The sequence below is a fragment of the Pseudomonas sp. QL9 genome, assembly GCF_041409665.1.
GTDB lineage: Bacteria > Pseudomonadota > Gammaproteobacteria > Pseudomonadales > Pseudomonadaceae > Pseudomonas > Pseudomonas knackmussii.
On the sequence record NZ_CP166971.1, the window covers coordinates 4,864,730 to 4,885,949 of the forward strand.

Sequence of the window (21,220 nt, forward strand, 5' to 3'; positions counted from 1 at the left end):
GAAGGACCATGACGAAACCGCAGGCACTGCTGATCCTGCACGGCAAGCAGGCCACCAACGAGGGCGTGCGCGCCGCCGTGCTGGCCTGTCGCGAGGCGGGCTGGCAACTGGATGTGCGGGTGACCTGGGAGGAGGGCGATGCCGAGCGCCTGGTCGATGAGGCTCTTGCATACGGCTATCCGACGCTGATCGCCGGCGGCGGCGATGGCACCGCGCGCGCCGTGGCCGATGCCCTGGCGCGCGCCGAGGCCGACGCCAGCCTGGCCCTGCTGCCGCTCGGCACGGCCAACGACTTCGCCCGTGCCGCCGGCATTCCCCTGGAGCCCGATGCTGCCCTGGCCTTGCTGGAGCAGCCAGCGTGCCCAATCGACCTGGGCGAGGTAGAGGGCCAGCTGTTCCTCAACATGGCGACCGGCGGGTTTGGTTCCACCGTCACCGCCAACACCTCCGAGGACCTCAAGAAGATGCTCGGCGGCGCCGCCTACCTGCTGACCGGGCTCAGCCGCTTCAGCGAGGTGCATTCGGCGCAGGGGCATTTCCGTGGACCGGGATTCGAGTGGCGCGGCGAATTCCTCGCCCTGGGCATCGGCAACGGCCGCCAGGCGGGCGGTGGGCACCCCCTTTGCGCCGATGCGCTGGTCGACGACGGTCTGCTCGACCTGAGCATCCTGCCGAAGCCGGGCGACCTGCTCACGACCCTGGGCAGCCTGCTCGGCAGTGGTGGTGGCCTCCGCGAGTTGCTGGTCCGCGCACGCCTGCCGTGGGTTGAGCTGGATGCCGGCGAAGGCCTGGCGATCAACCTCGATGGCGAGCCATTGGAGGCCCGTCGGGCGCGCTTCGAGGTGCGTCCCGCGGCCATTCGTCTGCACCTGCCGGCGGACTCGCCCTTGCTGCGAACGAACGCGGCCAGCTGACGGCCGGCAGTGTGCGGGATTGGCCTGCTCGTCCAACTGAGGCATGATGGCGCGGCGCCAGTATGTTGCCGCCAGTATTCCGGCCGATAGCTTTCGCGCGATTCATTCCGATATCAGGAGCAGGCATGGCCGGCATTCTCGACAGCGTCGATCAACGCACCCAACTGGTGGGCCAGAACCGCCTGGAAATCCTGGTGTTCCGCCTGGCTGGTCGGCAGCAGTTCGCCATCAACGTGTTCAAGGTCCAGGAAGTGCTGCAGCTGCCGCGCCTGACCCTGATTCCGCAGCGCCACCCGATGATCTGCGGGGTGATCAACCTGCGCGGCCAGACGCTGCCGGTGATCGACCTGTCGCACGCCATCGGCATGCGCCCGCTGCGCCCGGAAGAGCGCAGCACCATCATCGTCACCGAGTACAACCGCTCGGTGCAGGCGTTCCTGGTCGGTGGCGTGGAGCGCATCCTCAATCTCAACTGGGAAGCGGTGCAGCCGCCGCCCGGTGGCGCCGGGCGCCAGCACTACCTGACCGCGATCACCCGCATCGACGATCGCCTGGTGGAGATCATCGACGTGGAGAAGGTGCTCGCCGAAATCGTGCCGATGAATACCCGCGTTTCCGCCGACCGCCTGGACAACGAGCTGCTGATGCAGACCAGCGACCGCGAGGTGCTGGTGGTGGACGATTCCAGCGTCGCCGTCGCCCAGCTGCGCGACACCTTCAGCCAGCTCGGCCTGAAGATGCACGTGGCCACCGACGGGCTGCGCGCGCTGCGCCAGCTCAAGGCCTGGGCCGACAGCGGCGTGGACGTCAACGAGAAGCTGCTGATGGTCTTCACCGATGCCGAGATGCCTGAGATGGACGGCTACCGGCTGACCACCGAGATCCGTAACGATCCGCGCCTGAGCGATCTCTACGTGGTGCTGCACACCTCGCTGTCCGGCAGCTTCAACGAGGCGATGGTGCGCAAGGTCGGCTGCGACGATTTCCTCTCCAAGTTCCAGCCCGACAAACTGGTTGAAGTGATCCGCCGGCGTCTGGAAAAAGTCCCCGCCTGACACAGCGATTGCGGGGCGCCCGGCGGCGCCGTATAAGGGCGTTTCGCCCGTACAAGGAAGCCGCCGCCATGCCAAGCCTCAGCGCCCTCTACCGTTATCCGCTCAAGTCCGGACAGGTCGAGCCCCTGGACAACATCCGCCTGGATGCCCTCGGCCTGGAGGGCGACCGCCGCTGGATGGTCGTCGAGGAGGCTAACGGCCGTTTCCTCACCCAGCGCCTGCTGCCGCAGATGGGCCGCATCGAGGCGCGCTGGGAAGAGGGCTTCGGCGCCCTGCGCCTGCGCGCGCCGGGCATGGAGGATCTCTCGGTGGTCGTGCCCGCAACCGACGACGCGCTGCGCGGTGTGACCATCTGGCGCGACATCCTGCAGGTGCCGGATGCCGGCGATGCCGCCGCGGATTGGCTCAGCCGCTTCCTCGGCCGCCCTTGCCGCCTGGTAATGATTCCCGAACAGCGCGCGCGCCAGGTCGACACCGCCTACGCCAATGCCGGCGAGAAGGTGCACTTCGGCGATGGCTTCCCGCTGCTGCTGATCGGCCAGGGATCGCTGGACGACCTTTCCGCGCGGGTCGGTCGTCCGCTGGACATGCTGCGCTTCCGCCCGAACCTGGTGGTGGAGGGCGCCGCGGCTTTCGCCGAGGACAGCTGGAAGCGCATCCGCATCGGCGAAGTGGAGTTCCGCGTGGCCAAGCCTTGCAGCCGCTGCATCCTCACCACCATCGACCCGCACACCGGCGAGCGCGACGCGCAACGCGAGCCGCTGGCCACGCTGATGCAGTACCGCAACGTCGACGGCGAGGCGATGTTCGGACAGAACCTGATCGCCGAAGGGCGCGGCGAACTGCGCCTCGGCATGCCGGTGGAAATCCTCGAGTAGGGCCGAACGGGGCGTACCTGCGTTCGCGGTCGTACGCCCCTTGCAAGGCAATTCCTGTATCAGTTCGAGGCAGTGTCGTCGTCCTTCACTTCGGTCCAGCTGCTGTCCGGGTCGAAGGTCTTCATCGCCAGTGCCAGCTTGGCGCTGTCCGGGCCCATGTCCTTCTCGAACACCTCGCCGTCGTGGCTGATCATGAACGACATCACGCCGCTGTCGCCGTAGCGAGCCGGCCAGGCGACCAGGGCGAAGCCGCGGGTCATGTGCTTGCCGATCCGGTAGTCGTAGGCGCCGCCGGGAGCGGACGGGCCCTGGGCGGTGAGGATGCGGTAGTGGTAGCCGTGCCATTCGCCTTCGGGCTTGGCATCGCCGAACAGCGGGCCCAGCGGACTCTCCTCGACGCCAGGCTGGTCGGCCCAGTAGAGACCGTCGAACTTGCCGTCGGCGCTCTCGAACTTCTGCGCGTATTCGAGCAGCCCGTCGCCGTTGCGATCCTTCGTGGCGTAGTCCAGTTGCGCGTCGTGATAGGCCTTCACTGCCTGGATGGTTGCCAGTTCGTTACGGCCGATGCGGCGGTCGCGAATCTCGTCGACGCTGTCCTTGGCGTCGAAGGCCCAGCCGTCCTTGCCCTGGCGCAGCAGGATCGGCAGGGTCCAACCGTCGTTGCCGGCCACCAGGTGAGCGCGACCTTTGCCGTCGTCACGGATTTCGTGATGTTGCTTGTACAGGTCCAGGAAGGCATCGACGTCCTTGCGCTCGATGTTCTTGACCGGGATGTAGTTATGCCAGTCGTCGCCGAGCAACTTGGCCAGGCGATCGGCGTCGGCGTGTTCGGTGCCGAGTGCGGCGACGAAGGCCGCGGCGGCTTCGTCCGGGCTCTTGAATACCTCCTGCGCCTGGGCCGGAGGAATGAGCAGCGGCAGCAGCGAGAACAGGGCTATGCGTGGGATCAGGGGCATGGCGAGTCTCCTCTCAACGTCTGCCACGGCCACCGCCGCGCGACAGCGACGGGGCGGAGCGTTGGACGGGGCGGCCGGCGCGTTCGGCCTGCGCCCGACCTGCACCGATGCTGTTCCGGGAGCTGGCCCGGCTGAGCTGGCCGCGGTCGCTGCTGGCGCGAGCCTGGCGTGGATTGCGCGCGTCGGCGAAGGCGTTGTTGCGCGGCCCCTGGCTGCCGGCGAAGCGCTCGCGTGCCTGGCGCTGGTTCTGCACATTGCTCGGCGCGCGTTCGCGTTGCCGCGTGCTGGCCTGCTCGCGTTGCCGCAACTTGTTGTCCTGGTTCAGCTTGCCGCCCTGGCCCAATTGGCCGTCCTGGCGGATCCTGCCGTTCTGATCGAGCTTGCCTTGCTGGCGCAGTTCTCTCGATGCGCTCTGGGCGCGTTCCTGTGCCTGGCGATTGGTAGTCGCCGGTGCAGCGATGCCCCGCTGGTTCAGGCTCTGCCGCGCCCGGGCGCGATCGGCGGCGCGCGGGTCCTGGCCGCGCAGGGCGGTGCGCTGATCGGCGCCGGCGAGGCGGCGGTCGAAGCGCTGCTGGGTGGCCTGGCCACGGTAGGGCACGCCCTGGCGATAGGTCGGGTTGTGCTGCCAGGTCCGCTGGCTGGCGTCGAGCTTCTGGCGATTGACGTTGATGTTGTTGTAGCGGTTGACGTCGACATCCACGTCGCCGTTGTCCCAATCGCAATCGCCCCACAACGAGGCGATGGCAGCGACGCCCACGCCGAACGCCAGCCCAGTGGCCAGGCCTGTGGCGATTGGATACGAGGGCGGTGGTGGGTAGTAAGTCGGCGGGTAGGACGGTGCGGGCCAGGTGCCGTAGACCACGTTCGGGTTGTAGCTGGGGACGTAGACCACCTGTGGGTCCGCCGGCTCGATGACGATGGTCTGCGCTGGCGCGGACTCGACCACCGTCGTGTTGCTCGGCGGGGCTTCCTTCACCGTGACCTTCTGCTGCTGGTTGGACTTCAGGGTGCCGGCTGCCTGGGCGCGCTGGCGCAGCTTCTGCACGCTTTGCATCACGGCGTCGGGCTGGGCAAGGAAGGCGTCGCCGACGCGCTGCACCCAGGTCGGGTCCTGCCCCATCAGGTACAGCACGTCGGGGAAGGCCACCAGCGATTGCACGCTCGGGTCCCAGGGCATTTCGGCCACCTGGCGTACCGCGTCGTCCCCCTTGGCGTCGGGGTGGGCCTTGGACCAGGCCACGGCATCGGAGACGTTGCCCGGATAGGTCGCGGCCATCAGCACCTGTGCGAGCAGCGAGTCCGGATACAGCGCGATGGGCGCGAGCATCTGGTCCAGCTGCTCAGCGGTGAAGACGGTCTCTGGCGGGGCGGGCGGCGGCGGAGCAGGCGGAGGCGCCACCGTTGGTGCCGCCGCTGGCGGTTCGGCTGCGGTTGGCTGCGCTGCGGCAGCGTCTGCCGGAGCTGCTGGCGCGGCAGCGGGAGCAGGGGCAGGCTCGTTGGCGGCGAGCGCCGATTGAGACGACAGGATGGCCAGGGCCAGCAGGGCGAGGATCAGGGCAGAGCAGCGATGGACTGGGCGCATGGCGCATCTCCCGCGAGGCAGCGGAAATCATTGGCCGGAGCGTGAAGCTTGGACGCCCATGCAAGCATAGGCGGCCCTGGCGAATGTGGGAGATGCGTGCGCGAGGGCGTGATTCAGAGCTCGTCGAAGAAGCGCTCGTGCCAGTCAACCAGTGGCTGCGGGGCGTTGAGTTTTTGCCCGTAGATCACCGCGTAAGACAGCACGTTCTGCACGTACTGGCGGGTTTCGTCGAAGGGAATGCTCTCCACCCAGACGTCGAACGACAGGTGGCGTGCATTCTTCAGCCACTGGCGCACGCGGCCGGGGCCGGCGTTGTAGGCGGCTGTCGCTAGTACGCGGTTGCCGTTGAACTGTCCCTCGACCTGGCTGAGATACGCGGCGCCGAGCTGGATGTTGACCTCGGGGACGATCAGCTGCTGCGGCGAGCCGAAGGGAATGCCGAACTTGCGCGCGGTTTCCTTGGCGGTGGCCGGCATCAGCTGCATCAGGCCGGTGGCGCCGACGCCGGAGCGGGCATCGGACATGAACGCACTCTCCTGGCGGGTGATGGCGAACACCCAGCTGGAGTGCAATCCACGGTTGCGCGCCTCGCGCAGCAGGCTGTCGCGGTGCGCAATGGGGAAGCGGATGTCGAGGTCGTCCCAGTACTGCGCCTGGCTGATGGCGCGAATCGCCGGGAAGTACCACTGCATGTCGTAGGCCATCTTCGCCTGCGCCAGCAGTTCGTCGCGGTTGAATACGCGGGCTGCGTAGTACCACTCGCGGCGGGCGCTGATGATGTCGCCACGGGCGTAGAACTCCAGGGCGCGCCGGGTGCTGGCGGCATTGCGCACACGCTGCATCACCTGCGGGCTGATCGGCGCCGGGCGGTTGTTCAACTGATAAGGGGCGTTGATCCGGTCGGCGGCGAGGAAACCGTAGAAATCACGCTCGCGTGCCAGCGGCTGGTAGAGGCTCATCGCTGCCGGGTTCTGCGGCTGCGCCAGCTGCAGGGTGCGCGCCTGCCAGTAGCGCCAGCGGTTGGTCTCGGCGAGGTCCTTGGGCAATTGGCGGGTCAGCTGGTAGGCGTCTTCCCAGCGGCCCAGGCGCATCAGCAGGCGCAGGCGCCATTCGCTGACGGTGTTGTCGCGCAGCTCCGGGTCGTACTTGGTCATCAGCGGCAGGGCGCGGGGATCGTAGCTGCGCGCCAGGCCCAGGCCGATCTGCCGGGCGATGTTGACCTTCTCCTCGGTGGAGAAGGGTAGGCTGTTCTCGTAATGGTCGAGCAGGTCGAGCGCGCGCTCGGGGTCCTGCTTGCCCAGGCGGCGCAGACCGAGGCCGACGACGTCGGCCATGGCGTGGGTGCGCTGGTCGAAGCGGGCGGTCTGGCTAAGCTGCGCCGGGCTCTGCGCGACCTTGATCATCAACTCGCCGAGGCTGCCCAGGCCCGCCAGGCGCTTCGACAAGGTACTGGCCAGGCCGTAGTTGCCTTTCTCGGCGGCGAGCTTCAGGCGCTTCCAGATCATGTCTTCGGTGAGCTGGCCGTCGGCTTCCCAGACGCTGAACAGGGCGTCGCAGGCGTCCGGCTGGGACTTGCCGACCAGCCACAGCTTGCGCGTGGTCTCGTTGCCGGCGGCTTTCTGGCCATGGGTGAGCTGGTACTGGCCGTAGAGGCAGTCCAGCTCGGTGAAGTTCATCTTCGGGTCGTAGTAGTCGAGGAAGGTCTTCCAGTCGCCGCTATCGGCCAGCTGGCGCAGCCAGCGCAGCTTCATCCAGTTGATCTGCGGAAGGTCGCCATGCTCGGTGAGGAAGGCTTCGATCTCGGTGTCGCTGGCGCTTTTCAGACGGTTGGTCAGGTCGTCGTAGCCCAGGTACGGCTCCAGCGGATAATCGGCCAGGGCCTGGCGGTAGCGCAGGTAGGGGCCGTTATCGTTGCGCGCGAGGGCGGCCTTGGCTTCGTCGTACATCTGCCGCTGTTGAGTCAGCGACGCGGCCTGTACCGAGCTGACGCTGGTCAAGGCAAGGAACAGGCAGGAAAAAACTAGGGAAAGGCGACCGCGCATGACTCTTCCGGGCTGATGATTCGTGGCGCAGTCTGGCTGGCGCCGATAAGCACAAGCTTAGCCTGTTGCGCGAGCGCGGCGGAAGCACCGCCGGGCTCTATCGACGACTTCCGATGGCGCCGGCGGATGCGCGCAAGGCTCTGACTTTTGCCGACTTTCCCTTACACTGCGCGCCCTGTTTCCGGAGATCGCCCATGACCCTGCTGAAGTTTACCGACGTGTCCCTCGCCTTTGGCACCACGCCATTGCTGGACAAGGTTTCCTGGCAGATCGCGCGGGGCGAACGGGTGTGCGTCATCGGCCGCAACGGCACCGGCAAGTCGAGCATGCTCAAGCTGGTCAAGGGCGAGCAGAAGCCCGATGACGGCGACATCTGGCGTGCACCGTCGCTGAAGATCGGTGAACTGCCGCAGGAATTGCCGCGCGCCGACGACCGGACCGTCTACGACGTGGTCGCCGAAGGCCTGGCCGAGGTGGGCGAACTGCTCGCGCGCTATCACCACCTGAGCATGCACATCGAAACCGAGGACGACCTGAACAAGCTGGCGCGCGTCCAGCAGGAGCTGGAAGCCCGTGACGGCTGGCGCCTGGGGCAACTGGTGGACACCACTCTGACCCGCCTGCAACTGCCGGCCGACAAGACCCTCGCCGAGCTGTCCGGCGGCTGGCGCCGTCGCGTGCTGCTGGCCCAGGCGCTGGTCGCCGAGCCCGACCTGCTGCTGCTCGACGAGCCGACCAACCACCTGGATATCGGCGCCATCGCCTGGCTGGAAAACGCCCTGGCCGACTTCCCCGGCGCGGTGCTGTTCATCACCCACGACCGCGCCTTCCTGCAGGCGGTGGCCAACCGCATCCTCGAACTGGACCGCGGTAACCTGATCGACTGGAACGGCGACTACGCTAGCTTCCTCGTGCATAAGGAGCAGGAACTGGCGGCGGAAGAAGCGGCCAACGCGCTGTTCGACAAGCGCCTGGCCCAGGAAGAGGTCTGGATCCGCCAGGGCATCAAGGCGCGCCGTACCCGTAACGAAGGCCGCGTGCGGGCGCTCAAGGCCATGCGTTTCGAGCGTGCCGAGCGCCGCGAGCGTACCGGCAAGGCCAGCTTCCAACTGGAGACGGCGGAGAAGTCCGGCAAGCAGGTGATAGTCGCCGAAAAGGTCGGCTTCGCCCATCCCGAAGGCCCGACCCTGATCCGTGATTTCTCCCTGGTGCTGCAGCGTGGCGACCGCATCGGCCTGCTCGGCGCCAACGGCACCGGCAAGACGACCCTGCTCAAGCTGCTGCTCGGCGACCTGCAGCCGACTTCCGGCAGCATCAAGGAAGGCACGCGCCTGGAAGTGGCCTATTTCGACCAACTGCGTCACCAGCTGGAGCCGGAAAAGACCGTCATCGACAACATTTCCGAAGGCCGCGAGTTCATCACCATCAATGGCCAGAACCGCCATGTGTTGAGCTACCTGGGCGACTTCCTGTTCACCCCGCAGCGCGCCCGCACGCCGGTCAAGGCGCTGTCCGGCGGCGAGCGGGCACGCCTGTTGCTGGCGAAGCTGTTCAGCAAGCCGGCCAACCTGCTGGTGCTGGACGAACCGACCAACGACCTCGACGTGGAAACCCTGGAGCTGCTGGAAGAAGTGCTGCTCGGTTTCGACGGCACCGTGCTGATGGTCAGCCACGACCGGGAGTTCCTCGACAACGTGGTGACCAGCACCCTGGTCTTCGAAGGCGAAGGGCGCGTGCGCGAATTCGTCGGCGGCTACCAGGACTGGCTGCGCCAGGGCGGCTCGCCGCGCCTGCTGGGTGTCGGTGAAGAAAAGGCCGGAAAGCCCGCTGTAGAGGAAACGGTCCCGGCCGAGCCGGCAGCGGTAGCTGCTGCGGTCGAGGCGCCGGCGGCGAAGAAGAAGCTCAGCTACAAACTGCAACGCGAGCTGGAGGCTATTCCCGGACAGATCGAAGCCCTGGAGTCGGACCTGGCCGCGATGCAGGCGGAAGTCGCTTCGCCCAGCTTCTATCAGCGCCCGGCGGAAGAAACCCGCGGGGTGCTGGAGCGCATGGAAAGCCTGCAGGCCGAGCTGGACCGCCTGATCGAGCGCTGGGCCGAGCTGGAAGAGTGAAGCGACCGGGTCGCGTGCCCGGCGCCGTAAGTGAGAGTCGCTGAAGAATGACGCGGGCCGCGTTCGTCCGGGTGGACGAGTGCGGCCCTTCTAAGGACGGCCAATGGCAATCGAGTACCGCATCAATCTGGATGACGAGCACGCGTTCAGTTATCGCATCGAAACCGATCGCAGCTTCGATGCTGCGTCGGCGGATGACGCGCCGAAGTGGACGCGCCTGGATTACAACCAGTGCAGCAACTGCCCGCTGTCGCGCGAGCAGTTCCGCCATTGCCCGGCGGCGGTCGACCTGCATCGGGTGATCGAGGATTTCCGCGGGCTGCCGGCGATCAAGCGGGCGGAAGTGCAGGTACGCACGCCAGAGCGCGAGTACCGCAAGAATGTCGGCCTGGAAGAGGGATTGCGCGCGCTGCTTGGGGTCATCATGGCGACCAGCGCCTGCCCGCTGCTGGGCAAGCTCAAGCCGATGGCCACGCAGCACCTGCCGTTCGCCAGCAACCAGGAGTTCATCACCCGCGCGGTATCGCTCTACCTCATGCGGCAGTACTTCAACTACCGCGAGGGGCGACACGCGGACTGGGAGCTCAAGGGGCTGGTGCGGCTCTACCAGCAGTTGCAGCTGGTCAACCAGGCGTTCTGGCAGCGCATCCACGAAACCTGCGTCGGCGATTCCAACCTGAAGGCTTTCCTCAGCTTCTTCTCGATGTCCTCGAGCATGAGCTATTCGCTGGAAGCGCAGCTGCAGAAGGTGCGGCCGGTGCTGATGAGCGGCGGCGATCTGGGTTGAACGAGCGGCGCCCGCGTTGAGCGGGCGCCGCGTGCCTCACTCGGTTTTCTGCAGGCGTACCGCCAGCACGTCGCAGGGCGCTCCGTGCAGCACATCGTTGGCGGTGGAACCGAGCAGAAGGGCCAGGCCATGTCGGCCATGGCTGCCGACGATGATCAGGTCGCAACCCTGCTCGTTGGCCAGGCGGTGGATCTCCTGGCGTGGCTGGCCGTAGACCAGATGGTTTTCCGAGACGGAAACCTGCGGATAGCTGAGGGTGAATTGGTGCATGCGCTCCTTGGCCTGGTCGAATTGCTGCTGTTGCAGCATCGACAGGTCCATCGGCACGTCACCGCCGAAGGCCATGGCCATGGGCTCGACCACGTGCACGGTGGACAGCTTCGCCTGGGTGCTGGCAGCCAGCGCCACGGCGCGCTTCATCACCGGATCGCATTCGTCGGTCAGATCCACGGCGACCAGGATGTGTTGGTAGGGCATGAACGTCTCCTCCGGGGGGCTCGTTGAATACAAGTATGGCCCTTCGGGCCGGGGTCTACCTGTTATGAACAACTGGTGGTTGATATTGCTGCTCGCGCTGGTGCTCAGCCCGCTGTCCTGGCTACTCCCGTCGCGGGGCCAGCGTGGGCAGATGGATATGCGCATGCAGGCGCGGCGCCTGGGCCTGGCCATGCAGATGGCGCGCCAGGAGTGGCCGCACTGGCTGGAGCGCCAGCCGCCGCAGAGCTGCGCGCAATACCACCGGGGCCGCAGCCGAGGCCGTGCGGACGCCTGGTGCTATTGGCAAAGCAGTCCCGGGCAGTGGTTGGACCGTTGGCGCGAGCCCTGTACCGATGCCGAGCTGGCCGCCGAACTGGCGACCTTGCCGGGAGATGTGTTCATGGTCGAGGCATCGGCCCAGTTCATCGCGCTGTACTGGGGCGAGCGGGGCGACAGCGCCGACCTGCAACGGGTCGCCGATTTCCTCACGCGTCGCGCCTGAGCCGCGCTCATTGCTGCGCGGCGGCGTATAGCCCGGAAACCTGCTCCAGATCGGCGATGATGCCGTCCGAGTACTTGTCGATGAGGATGGGCACGTTGCTTTGCGCCGCACTCTGCAGCGACTTCTCGATGAAGTGCCACTTGGTGGAGATCGCCCGTAGTTCGCGGCCGATCTCGGGCGATGTCTGCGGCGCCTGCTGCAGGCGGAGCAGGTTGATGGCGAAGCGGTTGCTCAGGTCGTCCAGCGACTGCTGGTCCTCGCTCTTCACCGGATTGGCGCCGACGGAGATGTTGCGCGCCACGTAGTTCCAGGTAATCGCCTGCATCAGCAGGCTCTGCTCGCGGCTCTGCTGGGTCAGTGGCGGCACCTGGACGCCGCTTTCCTCCTGGATCTTGCCGTACAGCTGCTCGGCGGTATCCAGCAACTGGCGATTCTGTTCCGCCAGGTCGCCGAGCGCCTTGAAGTCGTTGTAGCCGTTCTGCTTCTGGGCCTGGATCTGCTGGGTCAGGTTCTGCCGATAGGCCAGCCATTGCTGGTCGAGCTGGCTCTTGAGCTGGGTCGAGGCACCGCCAGGCATGGCGCCCAGGCGGTCGGCGGCATTGCTGGCATCGGCGGTCGAACTGTCGACCAGGCCGGCATAGCGCGCATCGCCTTCGGTGGAGGTGAGCAGGAAGAAGTCGCTGATGCTGCGCTGCGCGGCAAGGCGCATCTGGTGCAGGTTCAGCAGGTCGCTGGGGGCGTCGGCGCGGGCGAGAAGGGGCGTTGCGATAAATAACAGGGTGGACAGCAGCAGAGTCAGCGGTCGGCGCGACATGAATCCATCTCCTTGTGCCGTTCGGCTTCTTGTTGTACCGGCACGCGTTGCGCGACCGGTTCGGCGGACTCTACCCCGCGTCCGGGGCTTTGGCCAGCGACTGCTGGTACCACCGTTCCATTGGTCGGGCGCACGTCATGGATTTGCTGAATGTTCTGGAAGCAATCGGCCGAATGCTGCGCGCCAGAGGCTTTGTCTGACTTCTCTATAAGACTGCGCGATTGACAATTCTGCGCTTTTCCGAGAAGGTGGGCGCACCCGAATCAAACGGGCGTATGAATCGAGCGTTTGCCCTAAGTGATGTTTCGATTACATGGCCCCGGCTATCGCACCGGCGGGTGTGCCGCAGGCTTTGGGACTATGATCGGCGACTGCCGAGCAACCCCGATACACGGCGACCGGTGTGTGATTTCAAGCTTCCCTAGCGTGGAGATCAGTTGATGATTTACGAAGGTAAAGCCATCACGGTTAAGGCTCTTGAGAGCGGCATCGTCGAGCTGAAGTTCGACCTCAAGGGCGAGTCCGTCAACAAGTTCAACCGGCTCACCCTGAACGAACTGCGCCAAGCAGTCGACACCATCAAGGCCGATGCGTCCGTCAAGGGCGTGATCGTGACCAGCGGCAAGGCGGTGTTCATCGTCGGCGCCGACATCACCGAATTCGTCGACAACTTCAAGCTGCCGGACGAAGAACTGCTGGCCGGCAACCTCGAAGCCAACAAGATCTTCAGCGATTTCGAAGACCTGAACGTCCCCACCGTTGCCGCGATCAACGGCATCGCCCTGGGCGGCGGTCTGGAAATGTGCCTGGCCGCGGACTTCCGCGTGATGAGCGCTACCGCCAAGATCGGCCTGCCGGAAGTCAAGCTGGGCATCTACCCGGGCTTCGGCGGTACCGTTCGTCTGCCGCGCATCATCGGCTGCGACAATGCTGTCGAGTGGATCGCCTCGGGCAAGGAAAACAAGGCTGAAGACGCACTGAAAGTCGGCGCCGTCGACGCCGTGGTCGCTCCGGAGCAGCTGCAAGCCGCCGCGCTGGACCTGGTCAAGCGCGCCATCTCCGGCGAGCTGGATCACAAGGCCCGCCGCCAGCCGAAGCTCGAGAAGCTGAAGCTGAACGCCATCGAGCAGATGATGGCCTTCGAGACCGCCAAGGGCTTCGTCGCAGGCCAGGCCGGCCCGAACTACCCGGCTCCGGTCGAAGCCATCAAGTCGATCCAGAAAGCCGCCAACTTCGGTCGTGACAAGGCGCTGGAAATCGAAGCCCAGGGCTTCGTGAAACTGGCCAAGACCTCGGTCGCCGAGAGCCTGATCGGTCTGTTCCTGAACGACCAGGACCTGAAGAAGAAGGCCAAGCAGTACGACGAGATCGCCAAGGACGTGAAACTGGCCGCCGTACTGGGCGCCGGCATCATGGGCGGCGGTATCGCCTACCAGTCCGCCTCCAAGGGCACTCCGATCCTGATGAAGGATATCCGCGAAGAGGGTATCCAGATGGGTCTGAACGAGGCGTCCAAGCTGCTCGGCAAGCGCGTCGAGAAGGGCCGCATGACCCCGGCCAAGATGGCCGAGGCGCTGAACGCCATTCGCCCGACCATGTCCTACGGCGACTTCGGCAACGTCGACATCGTCGTCGAAGCCGTGGTCGAGAACCCGAAGGTCAAGCAGATCGTGCTGGCCGAAGTTGAAGGCGTGGTGAAGGAAGATGCGGTTCTCGCGTCGAACACTTCGACCATCTCCATCAACCTGCTGGCAAAAGCGCTGAAGCGTCCGGAAAACTTCGTCGGCATGCACTTCTTCAACCCGGTGCACATGATGCCGCTGGTGGAAGTGATCCGTGGCGAGAAGTCCAGCGACGTGGCCGTGGCCACCACCGTTGCCTACGCCAAGAAAATGGGCAAGAACCCGATCGTGGTCAACGACTGCCCCGGCTTCCTGGTCAACCGCGTGCTGTTCCCGTACTTCGGCGGCTTCTCCAAGCTGCTGGGCTTCGGCGTCGACTTCGTGCGCATCGACAAGATCATGGAGAAATTCGGCTGGCCCATGGGCCCGGCCTACCTCTCCGACGTCGTCGGCATCGACACCGGCCACCACGGCCGCGACGTGATGGCCGAAGGCTTCCCGGATCGCATGGCCGTTGAAGGCAAGACCGCTGTCGACGTCATGTACGACGCCAACCGTCTGGGCCAGAAGAACGGCAAGGGCTTCTACGCCTACGAGACCGACAAGCGCGGCAAGCCGAAGAAGGTTTCCGATCCGCAGGCCTACGAGCTGCTGAAGGCCATCGTCGTCGAGCAGCGCGAGCTGACCGACGAGGACATCATCAACTACATGATGATCCCGCTGTGCCTGGAAACCGTGCGCTGCCTGGAAGACGGCATCGTCGAAACCGCTGCCGAGGCCGACATGGGCCTGATCTACGGCATCGGCTTCCCGCCCTTCCGTGGGGGTGCCCTGCGTTACATCGATTCCATCGGTGTAGCCGAATTCGTCGCCCTGGCCGACAAGTACGCCGATCTGGGTCCGCTGTACCACCCGACCGCGAAGCTGCGTGAAATGGCCAAGAACGGCCAGAAGTTCTTCAGTTGAGTGCGCAACGAATAGAGCGAGAGTGAATTTATGAGCCTGAATCCGAGAGACGCCGTCATTGTCGACTTCGGCCGCACCCCGATGGGCCGTTCCAAGGGTGGCATGCACCGCAACACCCGCGCGGAGACCCTGTCCGCGAACCTGATCAGCGGCGTGCTTGCACGCAACCCGAAACTCGACCCGGCGGAAGTCGAGGACGTGATCTGGGGCTGCGTCAACCAGACCCTGGAGCAAGGCTGGAACATCGCGCGCATGGCGTCGCTGATGACCCAGATCCCGCACACCAGCGCCGGCCAGACCGTCAGCCGTCTGTGCGGTTCGTCCATGAGCGCCCTGCACACTGCCGTGCAGGCGATCCAGACCGGCAACGGTGACGTCTTCGTCGTCGGCGGCGTGGAGCACATGGGCCACGTTGGCATGATGCACGGCGTCGATCCGAACCCGCACCTGTCGCTGTACGCCGCCAAGGCGTCCGGCATGATGGGCCTGACCGCCGAGATGCTGGGCAAGATGCACGGCATCACCCGCGAGGCCCAGGACAAGTTCGGCCTGCGTTCGCACCAGCTGGCGTGGAAGGCCACCCAGGAAGGCAAGTTCAAGGACGAAATCATCCCGATGGAAGGGTATGACGAGAACGGCTTCCTGAAGGTCTTCGACTTCGACGAGACCATTCGTCCGGAAACCACCCTGGAAGGCCTGGCCTCGCTGAAGCCGGCGTTCAACCCCAAAGGCGGCACCGTGACTGCGGGTACTTCCTCGCAGATCACCGACGGCGCATCCTGCATGATCGTCATGAGCGCCCAGCGCGCCCAGGACCTGGGCATCCAGCCGATGGCCGTGGTTCGCGCCATGGCGGTGGCCGGTGTCGATCCGGCGATCATGGGCTACGGTCCAGTTCCGGCGACCAACAAGGCGCTCAAGCGCGCTGGTCTGACCATCAACGACATCGACTTCTTCGAGCTCAACGAAGCCTTCGCCGCCCAGGCCCTGCCGGTGCTGAAGGACCTCAAGGTGCTCGACAAGATGGACGAGAAGGTCAACCTGCACGGCGGTGCCATCGCCCTGGGGCACCCGTTCGGCTGCTCCGGTGCGCGTATCTCCGGCACCCTGCTGAACGTGATGAAGCAGAACGGCGGCACCCTGGGTGTCTCCACCATGTGCGTTGGCCTCGGCCAGGGCATCACCACCATCTTCGAGCGCGTCTAAGCTCTCGACGAGGGTGAAAGCCGGGGCCTAGTGCCCCGGCTTTCGTTTTTTCGGGGCGGGGATTGCCTTGGGCCACTGCGCCCCGGAGAATCGCCGCTTTTTTCGCCGAGGAGGGCAACGATGGAATTGCAGGCCGGTCTGTATCGCCACTACAAGGGGCAGAGCTATCGGGTGCTCGGTGTTGCCCGCCATTCGGAGACCGAGGAAGTGCTGGTGATCTACCAGGCGCTGTATGGCGAGTTCGGCCTCTGGGTGCGTCCGCTGAGCATGTTCACCGAAGCGGTGGAAGTGGACGGCGAGCGGGTTCCACGCTTTGCTCTGGTAACCCCGGAGAGCGATCCGCTGAAATTGACCCAGGCCAACTCGGGCGAATCCTGAGCTTGACCTTGGGCGGACCGCCACTATATATAGCGGTGCCGTTCCGGGCGCCTCCCTCCTTATATTCACCTTCTCGAAGCAGGAATCTTCCGATCCATGGGTAAATCGCTGGTCATCGTGGAATCACCGGCCAAGGCCAAGACCATCAACAAGTACCTGGGCAACCAGTACGTGGTGAAGTCGAGCATCGGCCACATTCGCGACCTGCCCACCAGCGGTTCGGCCAGTGCGAAGGATCCGGCTGCGGCCAAGACACGCAAGAGCGCTGCAGAAGCGCCAGCGCTGTCGCCGAAGGAAAAGGCCAAGCGCCAGCTGTTCACGCGCATGGGCGTCGACCCGGAGCACGGCTGGAAGGCCAAGTACGAAATCCTGCCCGGCAAGGAAAAGGTCATCGACGAACTGCGTCGCCTGGCCAAGGACGCCGACACCATCTATCTCGCAACCGACTTGGACCGCGAAGGGGAGGCTATCGCCTGGCACCTGCGCGAGGCCATCGGTGGCGATGACAGCCGCTACAAGCGCGTGGTGTTCAACGAAATCACCAAAAAGGCCATCCAGGAAGCGTTCTCGCATCCGGGCGAGCTGGATATCAACCGCGTGAATGCCCAGCAGGCGCGCCGTTTCCTCGACCGCGTGGTCGGCTACATGGTTTCGCCGCTGCTCTGGTCGAAGATCGCCCGTGGCCTGTCCGCCGGCCGCGTGCAGTCGGTGGCGGTGAAACTGGTGGTCGAGCGTGAGCGCGAGATCCGTGCCTTCGTCCCCGAGGAATACTGGGAAGTCCACGCCGACCTGAACAGCCCGCGCGGCGAGAAGGCCCGTTTCGAGGTGGTGCGCGAGAAAGGCGAAGCCTTCAAGCCGCTCAACGAGGCCCAGGCCATGGCTGCGCTGGAGAAGCTCAAGGCCTCCAGCTACAGCGTCGCCAAGCGCGAGGACAAGCCGACTTCGAGCAAGCCTTCGGCGCCCTTCATCACCTCGACCCTGCAGCAGGCCGCGAGCAACCGCCTGGGCTTCGGCGTGAAGAAGACCATGATGATGGCCCAGCGTCTCTACGAGGCCGGCTACATCACTTATATGCGTACCGACTCCACCAACCTGTCGGCCGACGCCATCGAAATGGTGCGCGGCTTCATCGACAGTGAGTTCGGTCAGAAATACCTGCCGGCCAAGCCGAACTTCTATTCGAGCAAGGAAGGCGCCCAGGAAGCGCACGAAGCGATCCGTCCGTCCGACGTCAACCTGCGTCCGACCCAGCTGTCGGGCATGGAGCGCGACGCCGAGCGCCTGTACGACCTGATCTGGCGCCAGTTCGTCGCCTGCCAGATGCCGCCGGCCGAATACCTGTCGACCACCGTCAGCGTTGCCGCCGGTGACTTCGAGCTGCGCGCCAAGGGCCGCATCCTCAAGTTCGACGGCTACACCAAGGTCCTGCCGCAGCAGAGCAAACCGGGCGAAGACGACGTGCTGCCGAACATGGCGCAGGGCGAAGCGATGAAGCTGCTCAAGCTCGACCCGAGCCAGCACTTCACCAAGCCGCCGGCGCGCTTCTCCGAAGCGAGCCTGGTCAAGGAGCTGGAGAAGCGCGGCATCGGCCGTCCGTCGACCTACGCGGCGATCATCTCGACCATCCAGGAGCGCGGCTACGTCGCGACCCATAACCGCCGCTTCTATGCGGAGAAAATGGGCGACATCGTCACCGACCGCCTCAACGAGAGCTTCTCCAACCTGATGGACTACGGCTTCACCGCCGGCATGGAAGAGCACCTCGATGACGTGGCCCAGGGCGAGCGCGACTGGAAGCACCTGCTCGACGAGTTCTATGGTGATTTCCGCAAGAAGCTGGATCTGGCTGAAGCCTCCAATGACGGCATGCGCGCCAACCAGCCGACGCTGACCAATATTGCCTGCCGCGAGTGCGGCCGTCCGATGATGATTCGTACCGCCTCCACCGGCGTGTTTCTCGGCTGCTCGGGCTACAGCCTGCCGCCGAAAGAGCGCTGCAAGGCGACCATCAACCTGATTCCGGGCGACGAAATCGCCGCGGATGACGAGGGCGAGTCCGAATCCCGCGTGCTGCGCAGCAAGCACCGTTGCCCGATCTGCAGCACGGCGATGGATGCGTACCTGCTGGACGAGAAGCGCAAGCTGCATATCTGCGGCAACAACCCGGACTGCGCTGGCTACGAGATCGAAGAAGGTCAGTACCGCATCAAGGGCTACGAAGGTCCGAGCCTGGAATGCGACAAGTGTGGCAGCGAAATGCAGCTCAAGACCGGCCGTTTCGGCAAATTCTTCGGCTGCACCAACGCAACCTGCAAGAACACCCGCAAGCTGCTGAAGAACGGTGAGCCTGCGCCGCCGAAGATGGATGCGATCCGCATGCCGGAGCTCAAGTGCGAGAAGGTGGACGACGTCTACGTTCTGCGCGACGGCGCTTCCGGCCTGTTCCTGGCCGCCAGCCAGTTCCCGAAGAACCGTGAGACCCGTGCCCCTCTGGTCAGCGAGTTGGTGCCGCACAAGGATGAGCTGGATCCGAAGTACCACTTCCTGCTCGCTGCGCCGCAGAAGGACCCGGATGGCCGCCCGGCGGTGATCCGCTTCAGCCGCAAGACCAAGGAGCAGTACGTGCAGTCCGAGGTCGAGGGCAAGCCCACCGGCTGGCGCGCCTTCTACGACGGCGGCAAGTGGAAGGTCGAAGACAAGCGCTGATGGGCGGCGCGCCCCGCGCAAGTGGGGCGCGCATATACTGCCGAATGACTGTTTGAGGGCGCGTCGATGGCTCAGGAACTCTACACCCGCACCAACCAGAAACTGTACTTCGCCGGCCTGGCCCTGGAAGCCTGGCGCAAGGCCGAAGAAGCGCGCCCGATGAACGCACAGGCGCTGGTTCAAGCGGAGCGCGAATCGGCGCTGTTCCATCTGTACGGCGCAGTTCTGGGTGTGGCTCACGAGATTGCGGGCTACTACCGCTTGCCCCAGGCGGGCGCCCCTCGCGTCGAAATGCTGCTCAATGCCGAAGTGCTCGCCGCTGCTCCGAGCCCTGAACTGGCCGAGCTCGTGGAGCTGGCACAGCAGCCTGAGACCTGGTTAGCTCAACTGCTGGCGGCCTATGCCGAACTGTTCCAGCCACCGCGCGAGCCGCGCAAGGCCAAGGTCGATCCGACCCAGCCGTTGATTCAGGCCATCAGCCTTGACGCAGAAGAGCCGCAGCCCTTGAGCAATGCGGATCTGGAAGCCTGGCGCAAGTCGATCAAGGAAATGGTGCTGCGTTTCCGTGGCGCGCTGACCGAACTCTAAGGGGCTGAATCGAGCCCCGTAAGTCCGATGGGCTAGGGTAGCCCGGTCATGGCTGGTACAATGGCCGGTCTGCTGTGAGAGAACCTAGCCATGCCAACCTCATTTCTGGAAATCGTAGAACTGCCTGACGGACGCATTGTGTTGCGTCGCGCGGATGATGAGGAGGCATTGGTGACGCTGGAGTTCTCCAGCGATGCCAAAGGGTTCCTGCAAGGCCAGCACATCGAGGTCGCCAAGGCGATGTTCAACATCGGTGTGCAGATGGCCGGTCGCCTCGCCGAAGGTGGCGATGTCGAACAGGACGGCCCGCGCGTCCTGCACTGAGACGCTCTAGCTTTAATTAACCCAGACGAATGTTCAGGCTCTGCGCCCGTCCGATGACAGCGGCGCGGGACAGCTGCGCGCGCGCCTGGGTGCCGAGCGCCGGTAGCCAGCTCACGACGGTATGGCTGTGGCCCAGGCGCAGGGCTTCGCAGGCGATGCTTTGTGCGGAGGCTTGATCTCGCGCAGGGAGCAGCAGAATGCGTTCGCGGTTGAGCCCGGCCTTGCGCAGCCAGTCGTGAGTCAGGCTGGCTGGCGGGGCAACCAGCGTCAGCCAGCGTGCATCCTGTTCTTCGCTGAGTTCGCGCAGGATGGGGGCGAGGAGGGTCAGGCAGTTACCCGGTAGTCCGCGCAGCGACAGCTCGCTGAAAGCCCCGTCTTCGGGCGCGTCAGGCTCCGCCATCTGCACCAGCAGCGGTTCGTTGGCGTTGGCCCAGAGGGCTTCCTGGAACAGCGGCAGTTGCGGAAGGTCCAGCGGTTGCGGGTACTGCATGGTGCCTCTCCTGTTAGCGGCGGATGACGCCGACGCTCAAGCCTTCGATGATCAGTTCCTGTTCCTGTAGATCGACCTCGATGGGGGCGAACTCGGGGTTCTCGGCGATCAGCCAGACCTTGCTGCCTTCACGCTTGAAACGTTTCACGGTGACTTCCTCGCCCAGGCGGGCGACGACGATCTGGCCGTTGCGCGCCTCGCGGGTGACATGCACGGCAAGGAGGTCGCCATCGAGGATGCCGACGTCCTTCATGCTCTGTCCGCGAACTCGCAGCAGGTAGTCGGCGCGCGGATTGAAGAAGGCCGGGTTGATACGGCAGGCGTCTTCGACGTTCTGCTCAGCGAGGATCGGGGCGCCAGCGGCGACGCGGCCGATGATCGGCAGTTCGTCTTCATTCGCTGCGGCGCTTGGCTCGAAGCCCGGGATGCGGATACCTCGCGATGCGCCCGGCGTCATCTCGATGGCGCCTTTGCGGGCCAGTGCCTTGAGGTGTTCTTCGGCGGCGTTGGGCGACTTGAAGCCCAGTTCCTGGGCGATCTCGGCGCGGGTCGGCGGGTAGCCGTTGTCCTCCAGGCAGCGCTTGATGAAGGCGAGGATCTCGGCTTGGCGCGGCGTCAGCTTCTGCATATCCCTACTCTGTCTTTTTGTACAGTTGCTGGGATTATATACAGTGGTTGGCGACTGGCAACGAATTATTTCAGGTTGCGTTCCTGTTACTCGTCGGCTACGGGAGGCGTCTTGCTGATATCGTTCGTCGCTATCCGTTGTTTTCTGCAACAATCCTCCGCGCCAAGCTTGACAATGGCTCGGGGTGAAACGTA

19 protein-coding genes are annotated in these 21,220 nt (G+C 65.1%); 12 read left to right on the forward strand and 7 right to left on the reverse strand.

Annotated elements, in window-relative coordinates; all coding sequences use genetic code 11:
• Positions 1 to 8: 8 nt before the first annotated feature.
• From yegS to ACA097_RS22665, 3 genes are all read left to right on the forward strand, one after another.
• Positions 9 to 914, forward strand: coding sequence for a lipid kinase YegS (gene yegS, locus ACA097_RS22655; protein WP_371366147.1), 906 nt, complete (start codon positions 9 to 11; stop codon positions 912 to 914).
• Positions 915 to 1,039: 125 nt separating this feature from the next.
• Entirely contained in the window at positions 1,040 to 1,969 is a 930-nt protein-coding gene (locus ACA097_RS22660) for a chemotaxis protein CheV (protein ID WP_371366149.1), read from the forward strand.
• 68 nt (positions 1,970 to 2,037) lie between these two features.
• Positions 2,038 to 2,847, forward strand: a complete 810-nt coding sequence (locus tag ACA097_RS22665) for an MOSC domain-containing protein (protein WP_043253497.1) — start codon at positions 2,038 to 2,040, stop codon at positions 2,845 to 2,847.
• A gap of 59 nt (positions 2,848 to 2,906) precedes the next feature.
• On the opposite strand, the gene ACA097_RS22670 is transcribed toward ACA097_RS22665, so the two are convergent.
• From ACA097_RS22670 to ACA097_RS22680, 3 genes are all read right to left on the reverse strand, one after another.
• Positions 2,907 to 3,803 (reverse strand): DUF2950 domain-containing protein, encoded by an 897-nt coding sequence (locus ACA097_RS22670; RefSeq protein ID WP_371366153.1) that lies wholly within the window; start codon positions 3,801 to 3,803, stop codon positions 2,907 to 2,909.
• Positions 3,804 to 3,816: 13 nt separating this feature from the next.
• Positions 3,817 to 5,385 carry a DUF3300 domain-containing protein gene (locus ACA097_RS22675; RefSeq protein ID WP_371366156.1) on the reverse strand — a complete coding sequence of 523 codons (1,569 nt, stop codon included), beginning with the start codon at positions 5,383 to 5,385 and terminating at the stop codon, positions 3,817 to 3,819.
• Between the two features lie 113 nt (positions 5,386 to 5,498).
• Positions 5,499 to 7,427 (reverse strand): transglycosylase SLT domain-containing protein, encoded by a 1,929-nt coding sequence (locus tag ACA097_RS22680; protein ID WP_160287734.1) that lies wholly within the window; start codon positions 7,425 to 7,427, stop codon positions 5,499 to 5,501.
• A 194-nt stretch (positions 7,428 to 7,621) separates the two neighbouring features.
• On the opposite strand from ACA097_RS22680, the gene ACA097_RS22685 reads away from it, so the two are divergent.
• Positions 7,622 to 9,538, forward strand: a complete 1,917-nt coding sequence (locus tag ACA097_RS22685) for an ATP-binding cassette domain-containing protein (RefSeq protein ID WP_371366158.1) — start codon at positions 7,622 to 7,624, stop codon at positions 9,536 to 9,538.
• Positions 9,539 to 9,641: 103 nt separating this feature from the next.
• A complete protein-coding gene (locus ACA097_RS22690; RefSeq protein WP_043253492.1) occupies positions 9,642 to 10,325 on the forward strand; it encodes a hypothetical protein in 684 nt (227 codons plus the stop codon).
• 36 nt (positions 10,326 to 10,361) lie between these two features.
• Here ACA097_RS22690 and ACA097_RS22695 read toward each other — a convergent pair whose 3' ends face one another.
• On the reverse strand, positions 10,362 to 10,802 hold the full coding sequence (locus ACA097_RS22695) for a universal stress protein (RefSeq protein WP_043253491.1): 441 nt from the start codon (positions 10,800 to 10,802) through the stop codon (positions 10,362 to 10,364).
• Between the two features lie 64 nt (positions 10,803 to 10,866).
• Here ACA097_RS22695 and ACA097_RS22700 point away from each other — a divergent pair, with 64 nt between their 5' ends.
• Positions 10,867 to 11,304, forward strand: coding sequence for a hypothetical protein (locus ACA097_RS22700; RefSeq protein ID WP_160287732.1), 438 nt, complete (start codon positions 10,867 to 10,869; stop codon positions 11,302 to 11,304).
• A gap of 7 nt (positions 11,305 to 11,311) precedes the next feature.
• Here the strand turns inward: ACA097_RS22700 and ACA097_RS22705 are convergent, their stop codons facing one another.
• Positions 11,312 to 12,118, reverse strand: coding sequence for a hypothetical protein (locus tag ACA097_RS22705; protein WP_371366161.1), 807 nt, complete (start codon positions 12,116 to 12,118; stop codon positions 11,312 to 11,314).
• Positions 12,119 to 12,558: 440 nt separating this feature from the next.
• Between ACA097_RS22705 and fadB the strand changes: the two genes are divergently transcribed.
• The 6 genes from fadB to ACA097_RS22735 all read left to right on the forward strand — a co-directional run bounded on the left by fadB (position 12,559) and on the right by ACA097_RS22735 (position 19,908).
• Positions 12,559 to 14,706 (forward strand): fatty acid oxidation complex subunit alpha FadB, encoded by a 2,148-nt coding sequence (gene fadB / locus ACA097_RS22710; RefSeq protein WP_371366163.1) that lies wholly within the window; start codon positions 12,559 to 12,561, stop codon positions 14,704 to 14,706.
• A 30-nt stretch (positions 14,707 to 14,736) separates the two neighbouring features.
• Positions 14,737 to 15,912 (forward strand): acetyl-CoA C-acyltransferase FadA, encoded by a 1,176-nt coding sequence (gene fadA / locus ACA097_RS22715; protein WP_043253488.1) that lies wholly within the window; start codon positions 14,737 to 14,739, stop codon positions 15,910 to 15,912.
• Positions 15,913 to 16,032: 120 nt separating this feature from the next.
• On the forward strand, positions 16,033 to 16,290 hold the full coding sequence (locus tag ACA097_RS22720) for a DUF1653 domain-containing protein (RefSeq protein WP_043253487.1): 258 nt from the start codon (positions 16,033 to 16,035) through the stop codon (positions 16,288 to 16,290).
• Positions 16,291 to 16,386: 96 nt separating this feature from the next.
• A complete protein-coding gene (topA, locus tag ACA097_RS22725; RefSeq protein ID WP_371366166.1) occupies positions 16,387 to 18,996 on the forward strand; it encodes a type I DNA topoisomerase in 2,610 nt (869 codons plus the stop codon).
• Positions 18,997 to 19,062: 66 nt separating this feature from the next.
• Positions 19,063 to 19,584, forward strand: a complete 522-nt coding sequence (locus ACA097_RS22730; RefSeq protein WP_371366168.1) for a DUF6586 family protein — start codon at positions 19,063 to 19,065, stop codon at positions 19,582 to 19,584.
• Between the two features lie 90 nt (positions 19,585 to 19,674).
• The gene (locus tag ACA097_RS22735) at positions 19,675 to 19,908 is read left to right on the forward strand and encodes a hypothetical protein (RefSeq protein ID WP_043253484.1); all 234 of its coding nucleotides are present in this window, start codon (positions 19,675 to 19,677) and stop codon (positions 19,906 to 19,908) included.
• Positions 19,909 to 19,924: 16 nt separating this feature from the next.
• Here ACA097_RS22735 and sulA read toward each other — a convergent pair whose 3' ends face one another.
• Positions 19,925 to 20,398 (reverse strand): SOS-induced cell division inhibitor SulA, encoded by a 474-nt coding sequence (gene sulA / locus ACA097_RS22740; protein WP_043253483.1) that lies wholly within the window; start codon positions 20,396 to 20,398, stop codon positions 19,925 to 19,927.
• 13 nt (positions 20,399 to 20,411) lie between these two features.
• The gene (lexA, locus tag ACA097_RS22745) at positions 20,412 to 21,026 is read right to left on the reverse strand and encodes a transcriptional repressor LexA (protein WP_043253482.1); all 615 of its coding nucleotides are present in this window, start codon (positions 21,024 to 21,026) and stop codon (positions 20,412 to 20,414) included.
• Positions 21,027 to 21,220 lie beyond the last annotated feature (194 nt).

Bases quoted from the DNA above. Each gene is read 5' to 3' on its own strand.
- yegS (WP_371366147.1), top strand. From the start codon at position 9: ATGACGAAACCGCAGGCACTGCTGATCCTGCACGGCAAGCAGGCCACC.
- ACA097_RS22660 (WP_371366149.1), top strand. From the start codon at position 1,040: ATGGCCGGCATTCTCGACAGCGTCGATCAACGCACCCAACTGGTGGGC.
- ACA097_RS22665 (WP_043253497.1), top strand. From the start codon at position 2,038: ATGCCAAGCCTCAGCGCCCTCTACCGTTATCCGCTCAAGTCCGGACAG.
- ACA097_RS22670 (WP_371366153.1), bottom strand. From the start codon at position 3,803: ATGCCCCTGATCCCACGCATAGCCCTGTTCTCGCTGCTGCCGCTGCTC.
- ACA097_RS22675 (WP_371366156.1), bottom strand. From the start codon at position 5,385: ATGCGCCCAGTCCATCGCTGCTCTGCCCTGATCCTCGCCCTGCTGGCC.
- ACA097_RS22680 (WP_160287734.1), bottom strand. From the start codon at position 7,427: ATGCGCGGTCGCCTTTCCCTAGTTTTTTCCTGCCTGTTCCTTGCCTTG.
- ACA097_RS22685 (WP_371366158.1), top strand. From the start codon at position 7,622: ATGACCCTGCTGAAGTTTACCGACGTGTCCCTCGCCTTTGGCACCACG.
- ACA097_RS22690 (WP_043253492.1), top strand. From the start codon at position 9,642: ATGGCAATCGAGTACCGCATCAATCTGGATGACGAGCACGCGTTCAGT.
- ACA097_RS22695 (WP_043253491.1), bottom strand. From the start codon at position 10,802: ATGCCCTACCAACACATCCTGGTCGCCGTGGATCTGACCGACGAATGC.
- ACA097_RS22700 (WP_160287732.1), top strand. From the start codon at position 10,867: ATGAACAACTGGTGGTTGATATTGCTGCTCGCGCTGGTGCTCAGCCCG.
- ACA097_RS22705 (WP_371366161.1), bottom strand. From the start codon at position 12,118: ATGTCGCGCCGACCGCTGACTCTGCTGCTGTCCACCCTGTTATTTATC.
- fadB (WP_371366163.1), top strand. From the start codon at position 12,559: ATGATTTACGAAGGTAAAGCCATCACGGTTAAGGCTCTTGAGAGCGGC.
- fadA (WP_043253488.1), top strand. From the start codon at position 14,737: ATGAGCCTGAATCCGAGAGACGCCGTCATTGTCGACTTCGGCCGCACC.
- ACA097_RS22720 (WP_043253487.1), top strand. From the start codon at position 16,033: ATGGAATTGCAGGCCGGTCTGTATCGCCACTACAAGGGGCAGAGCTAT.
- topA (WP_371366166.1), top strand. From the start codon at position 16,387: ATGGGTAAATCGCTGGTCATCGTGGAATCACCGGCCAAGGCCAAGACC.
- ACA097_RS22730 (WP_371366168.1), top strand. From the start codon at position 19,063: ATGGCTCAGGAACTCTACACCCGCACCAACCAGAAACTGTACTTCGCC.
- ACA097_RS22735 (WP_043253484.1), top strand. From the start codon at position 19,675: ATGCCAACCTCATTTCTGGAAATCGTAGAACTGCCTGACGGACGCATT.
- sulA (WP_043253483.1), bottom strand. From the start codon at position 20,398: ATGCAGTACCCGCAACCGCTGGACCTTCCGCAACTGCCGCTGTTCCAG.
- lexA (WP_043253482.1), bottom strand. From the start codon at position 21,026: ATGCAGAAGCTGACGCCGCGCCAAGCCGAGATCCTCGCCTTCATCAAG.